Source organism: Lachnoanaerobaculum sp. MSX33 (assembly GCF_000512995.1).
In the GTDB taxonomy this organism is placed as follows: domain Bacteria; phylum Bacillota; class Clostridia; order Lachnospirales; family Lachnospiraceae; genus Lachnoanaerobaculum.
Window position 1 is genome coordinate 108334 of sequence record NZ_AZXX01000092.1, and the last position, 9278, is coordinate 117611.

Annotated in this window: 8 protein-coding genes; 2 read left to right on the forward strand and 6 right to left on the reverse strand. The window is 34.4% G+C overall.

What is annotated here, in order from left to right; all coding sequences use genetic code 11:
* Positions 1 to 55 precede the first annotated feature (55 nt).
* Positions 56 to 988: an AraC family transcriptional regulator gene (locus tag HMPREF1495_RS11910; protein ID WP_034215149.1), complete on the forward strand. Its 933-nt coding sequence runs from the start codon at positions 56 to 58 to the stop codon at positions 986 to 988.
* Between the two features lie 112 nt (positions 989 to 1100).
* Here the strand turns inward: HMPREF1495_RS11910 and HMPREF1495_RS11915 are convergent, their stop codons facing one another.
* From HMPREF1495_RS11915 to HMPREF1495_RS11935, 5 genes are all read right to left on the reverse strand, one after another.
* A complete protein-coding gene (locus tag HMPREF1495_RS11915; protein WP_034215152.1) occupies positions 1101 to 2510 on the reverse strand; it encodes a glycoside hydrolase family 32 protein in 1410 nt (469 codons plus the stop codon).
* Complete coding sequence (locus HMPREF1495_RS11920) at positions 2507 to 3334, reverse strand: carbohydrate ABC transporter permease (RefSeq protein ID WP_034215155.1); 828 nt, start codon at positions 3332 to 3334, stop codon at positions 2507 to 2509. Before HMPREF1495_RS11920 ends, HMPREF1495_RS11915 begins: the two co-directional genes overlap by 4 nt.
* 8 nt (positions 3335 to 3342) lie before the next feature.
* On the reverse strand, positions 3343 to 4212 hold the full coding sequence (locus HMPREF1495_RS11925) for a carbohydrate ABC transporter permease (protein ID WP_034215158.1): 870 nt from the start codon (positions 4210 to 4212) through the stop codon (positions 3343 to 3345).
* 65 nt (positions 4213 to 4277) lie between these two features.
* The gene (locus tag HMPREF1495_RS11930; protein ID WP_034215161.1) at positions 4278 to 5579 is read right to left on the reverse strand and encodes an ABC transporter substrate-binding protein; all 1302 of its coding nucleotides are present in this window, start codon (positions 5577 to 5579) and stop codon (positions 4278 to 4280) included.
* A gap of 12 nt (positions 5580 to 5591) precedes the next feature.
* Positions 5592 to 7040 (reverse strand): glycoside hydrolase family 32 protein, encoded by a 1449-nt coding sequence (locus tag HMPREF1495_RS11935; protein ID WP_034215162.1) that lies wholly within the window; start codon positions 7038 to 7040, stop codon positions 5592 to 5594.
* A 208-nt stretch (positions 7041 to 7248) separates the two neighbouring features.
* Here HMPREF1495_RS11935 and HMPREF1495_RS11940 point away from each other — a divergent pair, with 208 nt between their 5' ends.
* Positions 7249 to 8268, forward strand: a complete 1020-nt coding sequence (locus tag HMPREF1495_RS11940; protein ID WP_034215164.1) for a LacI family DNA-binding transcriptional regulator — start codon at positions 7249 to 7251, stop codon at positions 8266 to 8268.
* Between the two features lie 146 nt (positions 8269 to 8414).
* Here the strand turns inward: HMPREF1495_RS11940 and HMPREF1495_RS11945 are convergent, their stop codons facing one another.
* Positions 8415 to 8903, reverse strand: a complete 489-nt coding sequence (locus tag HMPREF1495_RS11945; protein ID WP_051402834.1) for a hypothetical protein — start codon at positions 8901 to 8903, stop codon at positions 8415 to 8417.
* Positions 8904 to 9278: the final 375 nt, after the last annotated feature.

Below are 9278 nucleotides of genomic sequence, written 5' to 3' on the forward strand. Positions count from 1 at the left end.
TTTTTAACTATATTTAAGACTTAATTTATTCTATTTATATAAAGGAATGTATGCTATGGACTTGAACTCAATCAAAACTAATAAAACCGAATATGAAATCATAAGACATACAAAGACAAACTCCCTTGCTATGCTTATGATTGAAATTCTCTCAAGAAGTGTACATTGCCACTCCGATCTTGAAATAGGCATGATTCTTGACGGAAATATAGATCTTGCAATAGATAATGAAGTATTTAAACTGAAGAAAAATGATATTTATATTGTGAACAGATACCAGCCACACTCTTTCTACAGCAATAAGCACCATAATAAAATAGTTATATTTTTGATAAATCACGCACTGTATAAAAACATCGGTCCGGACATTATATATAAGAAAAATCATATAGTTTTTGATGATAAGAATTCTGATTTGTATAAAACAATATTTGAATGTGCTATGTGTTATGCCAGTGATATTGCATTTACAGAATTAGGCGCAGGCGCAAAAGCTCTTGACTTAATTTATAAGCTCAGTAAAATAGCCGATCCTTTCATCGATGAACAAAGTACAAAGCAAAGTCGCTCAAAAGGTAAACGTTTGCAAAGAATAACTGAATATATGTTTGAGCATCATTCGGAAAATATTACATTGGAAGATATCGCAAATCTTGAGTCGCTGTCTACTTATTATATATCTCACTTTATAAAGAAAATGACCGGTACTACATTTACAGAATATTTAAATAATATAAGATTTGACCATGCATTTTCGCTCCTAAACAAGACTAATTTAAGGATAAGCGATATTTGCTGTGAGGCAGGTTTTTCAGACAGCAGGTACCTCAACAGATTATTTAAAAAAAAGATGGGAATAGATATACAATCATATCGAAAGAACATAGATAAAATAGAGCTACCGCTAACAGATCAACCCTATATGACTGTTCAAAATCATATATCACAGAGCAAATTTATGTTGGAGCTTGAAAAATATATTTTCTAAAATCAAAAAACGATACTCTGATTCTTCTCTCAAAAGAATTTGTAGAGTATCGTTTTTACTATTATATTTTCTTATGTATCCGGACATCACTTTATAGTTCACCCTGATTTTATTACTCCGAAATATTATTAAACTTATATGTAACAAGAGCATCTTTGGCTTTTATACCTATGCCGATTTTTCCATCACAGGGATATATCATAGAAGTAAAATTATATTTCCCTTCAAAAAGATAAACCTCCAATACATTTCCGTCTTTAATAATATCAAAATCTATATCAATATTTCTTTGTATATCAGCCTTATATATTCTTATCCCGCTCTTTATATGCTCATCAGCCTCACTGAAATCAGTGATAATATTTCCGAATAAAAAATCAAGCTTTATAATGATTTTATTTTCTTCACTGTCAAAAATTATAAAATTAAGCTCCGTGCTGTTTTTATCTCTTTTTATATTTCCCTGTATATAAATATAATCACACATTTCATCCAAAAGATTACATATAACTCTATCGGATATTTTGCTTTTATGGCTGTATTCAATGCTTTTCTCTTCTAAATCCTGCCTGTATGGCTGCATTTTCAGATTATTACCGTCCATATCGATAAGCCTTGGGTACGACATAATACCACGATATCCGTTTTCCGTAGAAGGACCGTGATCTTTTATCCAGGGCATCCATTCCCAGCCCCCTATCCATGCCATCGAAACCGCTCTGTCAAACTTATCTTTATAGACCTGTGATGCATAATAATGCGGTCCAAAATCCGGTGTTTTGGTGTAATCATGATAAAAGATACAGTTTTTAAAATTTATATCTCCTACCATATATATTGTCGGTAAAAAATCCGTGCGATTCATAGGAGAAGCTGTAATAACCCATTTACCGTCTATTTCAAAAATATCCGGACATTCAAACATTGTCCCCTCTCCGTCTTTTGCCTCATACAGTATTCCGCTATATGTCCAGTTAAATAAGTCTTTTGAATGAAACAAATATATTCTTCCATGACTTTTTAAATCACAAGCCGCACCGTCCGAACCTCCCACGACCATTTGCCAATATCCGTCATAAAATATTACCTTAGGATCACGAAAATCAATACCTATTGATTCAATAACAGGATTTTTTTCATACTTTGTAAAATTATAGCCGTCATTTGAATATGCCATGCACTGCCTTTGTAAAACCACACCGTCCACCAATGCCACAGCCGTATAAAAAGCATATATTTTATTGTCGGAAACCACTACAGAACCGGAAAAACATCCCCCTTTATCATAATCTTCATATACCTCATCAGGAATCAAAACAGGTGGACATTCATCCCAATGTATCAAATCATTGCTTATAGCATGCCCCCAATGCATTTTATCCCAATTATTACTGTATGGATTGCATTGAAAATATAAATGATATTTGCCCTGAAACCATACCAGACCGTTCGGATCGTTTATCCAGCCTTTTTTTAGGGCAAAATGATTTTTAGGTCTGAAAATACATTCTTTTATACTCATGATTTCACCGCTCCCAAAGTCATACCTGCCGTCATTTTTTTATTCAATCCGAAATAAATAAGTAGTGTAGGGAATACCGACATTGATATGGCTGCATATGTGGCGCCCCAGTCTTTTAAACCTCTCGGTCCTATAAAATCTGTAAGACCTATGGATATTGTTTTTAGTTCCGTACTGTTTATAAATACAAGGCTGAAAGTATAATCATTCCATACTGTAATAAAATTCATTGCAAGCACTGTCATTATAGTATTTAAAGACAGTGGAATAATTATTTTTGTATATATACCGTAAATATTTGCTCCGTCTATAACAGCCGCTTCTATAATCTCATCCGGAATAAAGGAATAAAAATTCACAAACAGCATTATTGATACCGGAAGCTGAAATGCCAAAAGCGGCAATATAACGCTGATTCTTGTGTTTATAAGCCCCACTTTTGCAAACATTGTAAACAGTGGAATCAATGTAACCGCATAAGGAATGGTAAGACCTATGAGAAAATATCTGTATATATTTTTTCTTCCCATAAATTTCATTTTAGCAATAGCAAATGATGCCATTGAACTTATTAAAACTATAAGTACCAGTGATATTACAGAAATTATCGCACTGTTCTTTATATAGGTAATAATATTGCTCTCGGTAAATATTTTAATAAAGTTTTCCATTGTAAAGCTTTTTGGAAAAGCAAAAGGCTGTGTCAAAAGCTCAATATTAGGCCTAAAGCCCGCTATAATCAGCCAAATAATAGGATATCCCTGAATTATTAAAAATAAAATCATAACGGACCAATATATTACTTTTCTAATACTTCTTTTCATATATCCTCCTATTCGTTTTCACTGTCCATGTATTTGCTGATTAATAAAACTCCCAATATGCTCAGTATTACAATTACCACAGCAATGGCACTGCCATATCCGTAATCCCTGCTTGTAAATGCCTTCTTATACATATATGTTGCAAGTATTTCAGATCTGTGATTCGGTCCGCCCTTTGTCATATTCATAGGTGCGGCAAATCCTCTTAAAGCTCCTACAAGGCTTAATATACATGAGAGCATAATTACATTTGCTATTGCAGGTATTCTTATTTTTACAAGAATCTGCAATTCACTCGCCCCGTCTATTCTTGCAGCCTCCAATATATCAGGAGATACTGAAACCAATGCGGAATAAAAAATAATCATATAAATACCTATATACTGCCATCCCTCTACGGATGCAACCGCAATCAAAACGGTTTTATATTCACTTAGAAAGGCAATAGGTTCCATCCCCAATAATTTTCTGAATATATTAAAAAGTCCAAGAGGCTCATACGAATAAAATCCTGTAAATAATTGTGATATCGCAATAACCGTTATAACGGAGGGGATATAATATACTGTCTGTATAAACCCTCTTCCCTTTTTTAAATATGTAAGCAAAACAGCTATAATAAAACCAAAGCCAAGCTGCAATACCATTACAATAATAATGTAAATTATATTATTCCAAAATGCCTGCCTGAATACTTCGTCACCAAGCAGCTTTATATAATTACTTAAGCCTACAAAAGTTTTTTTGCCTATACCGTTCCATTCAAGAGCACTATAGTAAATCGAAACCAGTATAGGTATCATAACTATAATAGAATAGACAATAAAAGCAGGCAGCAAAAATATGGCAATTGCTTTTTTATCTCTTAAAATCTTCATAAAATCACCGATATTCCAATGTATGCAATTTGGGGCAAAATATATTTGCCCCTTAAAATATACTTTTATTTATTTGCTTTTAAAGCTTCATCTACAGCTTTTACAAATTCATCAGGAGTTTCCTCTCCCATGCAAAGCCCCGGAAGATTATCATTGATTGTTGCTATTACATCCTCACTTAATACCACATCCCAAGGTCTTGCGGCAGTGGAACCTATATTATTTGTATCCTCCATTACCTTTAAGAATAAAGGATCAAAGCTGTTATTATCTCCCATTTCAACCTTTTGCGGTGCAAGATGCTCATGAGCAAAGTAAGCAGGACTGTAGTTTTTAACTATAAATGTCAGATAATCCTTATACTCATCATCAAAAACCTTAGGATTTACCGAAAGACCTATACCGCCAAATGCCCAGTAATCATTTGGCTCCGTCTTTGCATCCTTTATTGTAGGCATATAAAAATAGTCTACATTCAAGCCCTTAGGTCTGTTTTTATCTGTGAAATAATTTAATTCCCATGTACCTGTAGGATACATTGCACACTTTCCGCTCAAGAAAAGATTTAATCCTGTAGCTACATCAGTTGTGGAAAATCCGGGTTGAAAATATTTTCCTATCTCTGACATAAATGTTGCAGCCTTCATACCCGTATCATCTGACATCTTTGCCTCTCCTGATGAGAGTTGAATTAAATATTCATTTCCCGACAGTCTAAATGGATATGTTGCGAGCAGACGAAGTAGCGGCCAGCCGTCTCCTCCACCTATTCCAAAAGCTGTATAACCTTTTTCATTTAATACCTTGCATGCCTCTAAAAGTTCATCTAATGTCTTTGGTGCCTCAATACCTGCATCCTTAAACATATCAACATTGTACCAAATCATCTCGGTAGAAAGTTCAAGAGGCAAAGTATATAATTTTCCTTCGGCAGTTCTTCCATAATTTAATGCCAGTGGAATATAGCTGTCTTTTTCGCCTATCTCCTCAAGAAAAGCATCCATATCTGTAAGCATATTCTGCTCCCCAAGCTCACTCGCATAAGGAGTTGCATCCAAATCAAACATATCCGGCATCTGACCGCCTGCAATCATTGTACGAAGCTTTTGATCATAAGATGATCTGTCGGCATTGCTGTCGATAACAAGCTTTATATTTCCACCCTGCTCATTATACTTATCTGTTATCTCCTGCAATGTAACCATGGTATCATCCGATGCCGATCTTGAAGAAAAATAATGTATCTCTCTTACATTACCATCCTTACCTTTAGCCTCTGATGAATTTGTTGTACTCCCTGATTTACCCGCACAGCCTGTCAATACCATTCCTGCTATGAGGCATACTGTTACTATTTTCTTATACATAATCTCTCTCCTTTATTTTGTTTCATACATATGAATATCACAAACCCTAATACTTCCGTCTTTTACAAAAAATCCCCAATATTTTCTTTCTGTGGAATAAGCTCTCATTGTCAATGCCACGGTATCATTTACATACAGACAAATTATACTGCCCTCCACAAAAACTTTTATATTTACTTTATTTTCCTCCAAAGCTTTATAGTCAAAAGGTCTTTCAAGTTCCACCATAAAAGGTTTATCCCCATCCACATACCATTGATTGACTCCGCTTATACGCCTTGGCCACATATCAGCTACAATTCTGTTATAAAACGGTTCAAATCTAAGATAATATCCGTTTGCAAAGTCCTTATCCTGCCTTAAGCCTATGCCAAATGCCCTGCTACCTTCGCAAAACTCTATAGTCGCCTCTATAAGACAAGTTTCTTTCATTCCTTCAATTACATATACCTTTTCCCCCTCATTATTTTTTATTTCAATATCTTCAATATTATTTGCAGTAATTTCTTTTTCAAAAATATTTGTTAAACCGTTTGAAGGTTTTACCTTCAGTTTGCCGTCTTTGTCTTGCTTTATTTCATGTGCTATAAGATTTCCGCCCCATTCATATTGACCGAAATCACTGTCACCACGCTTTGTAGGTACCCAGGCAAATGCCATCCTTACATCTTTTGCCTGTGCTGTTTTAGCCGCATAAAATGCTCTGGCATCAAAGGTATCTTCTATAGGAGCTGTCCAAGGTCCGCTTATTTTATCCGCCATCCTGTAATGTGTCACAAATTTTTCAGAGAAGGTGGAATAGATAAGATACCATTTATCCCCCATTTTAAATAAATCCGGACATTCATGAGTCATATATGATTTAGGATTGTAAAACGGCTGCATTGCCTTCCAATGAATCAAATCATATGATCTGCAAAGCCCTACACAGCCTCCGTTTTTCTCACTTGCACCTTGTAATCGGGCAGCAAGAAGCATATCAAAGCATTCTTCTTCTTCATTGTAAAAAACAAATGGATCACGCCAGTCAAATGGTTCATATATTGACTCATCCGCTCCGAATGTCAGTTCCGGCAGTTTTTCCCAATGTATAAGGTCCTCACTTATTGCATGCGCAACATATTGTAGAGGTCTCCCGTTTCTGTGATATTTAGGATTATAATTATTCTGTGCTGTATAAAACATATGGAATTTAGAGTCATTTCCCTCTATCACCGAACCTGTATAGCAGGCATAATCAGCATCATCGTACCCTCCTACCGGAAGCACTACTTTACAGTCCTCAATATTTACTCCGTCCTCTGTAATTAAAAGATTCCAGCTTGTACGATATCCATACTCATCCTCTGTATTTCCCTTTCTCTCATCATGAAGGTAGAAAATATAAAACTTACCGTCATGCGCAAAAGGAATGGTATCACCCACCCAGCCATCCCCGGGTTTGTAGAAAATATTTTTCATATAAGCTCATCTCCTATCCGCTATCGAATTATGTTTTTATACTATACTATTTAATAAAAATATCCTATTCGCAAATGCTCCAAAGTTTTTATAAATGATTATGCAAGTATGTATTTTCTTGCATTTTTCATGCAAATATGATATTGTTTTCATAGATTTTCAAAGGATTATTTTTATTTTCATTATTATTTTCATAAAAGGAGCTTATATGGTTACTATAAATGAAGTGGCAAAAGCGGCAGGCGTATCCATCTCCACCATCTCCAGAGTAATAAACCAAAGTAATTCCGTATCACTTGCTACAAAAACCAAGGTTATGGAGGCAATAAGGGAACTGGGATATACTCCTAATATCTCCGCAAAAAAGGATAATAAAAAATCAAACAAACTTATCGGTGTGCTCTTTCCTGATATATCAAATAATGTTTTTGGCAGGATTTTACAGGGTGTAAACAGTGTTGTAACTCCTCTTGGATATAATACGGTTATATGTGAAACAAATGGAGAACTTGAAAAAGAAATTCATTTTCTGGATGTTTTAAAAAATAAACAGGTAGAAGGTATTATCATGGCAAATGTCCACATACCTGAGGAACATATGCTTTGGATACATAGAAATAATAAGCCTGTAATCTATGTCTGTCAGGATATTCCGGATTTTAGCTTAAAGATTCCTATAAGCTCTGTAAATATGGATAATCAGCAGGCTATCTGTGATATGGTGCATTTTCTTTACAATATGGGGCATAAAAATATCGCTTTTATAGGAGGACCGCTGCATGATTTATCCGCCGGAAAGAAAAGATATGACGGCTATATGAAGGGACTTAGGGAATGTTCATTAAATACATCACAAGATCTTATCAGCTTTCAAGAATCTTTTACAATTGCTGACGGATATGCCGGTATGAATCAGATATATGAAAAATCCTCTATCCTTCCGACAGCTGTACTATGTGCCTGTGATAATATTGCGGTCGGTGCTATTGATTTTATGTATGATAATAATATACAAGTACCTGAGCATATCTCTGTAACAGGAGTTGATGACAGTATTTTGGCTACAGCTATAAGACCTTCTCTCACTACTATCCGACACGCCACTTTTGACACCGGAGTAAAAGCCGCACAGCTCTTACTTGAATATTTTTCCTCGGAATCTTTTAAGGGAAGTTCCTTTAAAATGCCCTATCAGCTTTTACGCAGACAGAGTGTAAAGCATCTGTAAATATAAGATATAGGCAGGTATCTTAACGGATTGTTTGAAGAGCATTTGAAACAATGATATCTTTCTTAAGTTAAAATAATTCTCTGTATACAAAAAAGTCACCAATGTGCTAATGCATCGATGACTTTTTTTCTGTGTTTTTATATTTATATATCCATTGTAAGATTCTTACTGCAATCCCAAAAGAACAGCTCTACACTTCCTCCAACTTTCTTTAGTTCCTTAATAAATTCACTTGGAAGACTTTTATCTGCCTTAAAATTGTAAGATTCAATATCTTTTATCTCCGTTAAAGCACTATATATCAATCTTTTTTTGCTACTTATATTTTCAGTACATTTATCATTATTTAGTATAGCTTTTAAATCATTGTACAGCACTTCATAATCCATAACATCCGGGAAATAGTGCGAGTGCCACTTATAATAGCTCAATGTAAACTCACCGTAATACTCTAAATCTATATATAACTTGTACTGACAAGTAGGGTTAAGTACGGTTATACAGATATTATCTTCTTCTAAATATTCATACTCTTTATTCATTTCAGCAAAAGTATGAATTTCATATTCATCCTCTAAGTCATCTAATAATTTGCATATTTCATTCTTTTTATCAACCGGATTTATGTCCATACTTTCTCCTATACAAATACTACATTCACCATATTAATGCATACAAAAATAAAGTTAATTAAAATAGATAATATTAAATATTTATCCTGAATTATTAACCACAGTAGATTTGGCTTAGAAAGCCTACAAGATAATTGTTTTATAAAGCTATCTCGTTAGTAAGTTGGAAAATCACCTGAAAAAAGGGGGCACTATCCCTATGTGTCAAAAATAGTCATTTGATATTGGATTATCAAGGCTCATAAGTTACTACTATTCCAACTGTAGTGGCAGTTTCATAATATTTGCTGCTTTCTCATATTTGTAGAGAGCACCAATCACCTAAACCAATTAAACAGGTTGTATGCAAGAGCCTGTATCTGTAAACGATTTGCA

What these genes read in the sequence shown, in the direction of transcription:
- HMPREF1495_RS11910 (WP_034215149.1), top strand. Translation starts at nt 56, where the DNA reads ATGGACTTGAACTCAATCAAAACTAATAAAACCGAATATGAAATCATA.
- HMPREF1495_RS11930 (WP_034215161.1), bottom strand. Translation starts at nt 5,579, where the DNA reads ATGTATAAGAAAATAGTAACAGTATGCCTCATAGCAGGAATGGTATTG.
- HMPREF1495_RS11945 (WP_051402834.1), bottom strand. Translation starts at nt 8,903, where the DNA reads ATGGACATAAATCCGGTTGATAAAAAGAATGAAATATGCAAATTATTA.
- HMPREF1495_RS11915 (WP_034215152.1), bottom strand. Translation starts at nt 2,510, where the DNA reads ATGAGTATAAAAGAATGTATTTTCAGACCTAAAAATCATTTTGCCCTA.
- HMPREF1495_RS11920 (WP_034215155.1), bottom strand. Translation starts at nt 3,334, where the DNA reads ATGAAAAGAAGTATTAGAAAAGTAATATATTGGTCCGTTATGATTTTA.
- HMPREF1495_RS11925 (WP_034215158.1), bottom strand. Translation starts at nt 4,212, where the DNA reads ATGAAGATTTTAAGAGATAAAAAAGCAATTGCCATATTTTTGCTGCCT.
- HMPREF1495_RS11935 (WP_034215162.1), bottom strand. Translation starts at nt 7,040, where the DNA reads ATGAAAAATATTTTCTACAAACCCGGGGATGGCTGGGTGGGTGATACC.
- HMPREF1495_RS11940 (WP_034215164.1), top strand. Translation starts at nt 7,249, where the DNA reads ATGGTTACTATAAATGAAGTGGCAAAAGCGGCAGGCGTATCCATCTCC.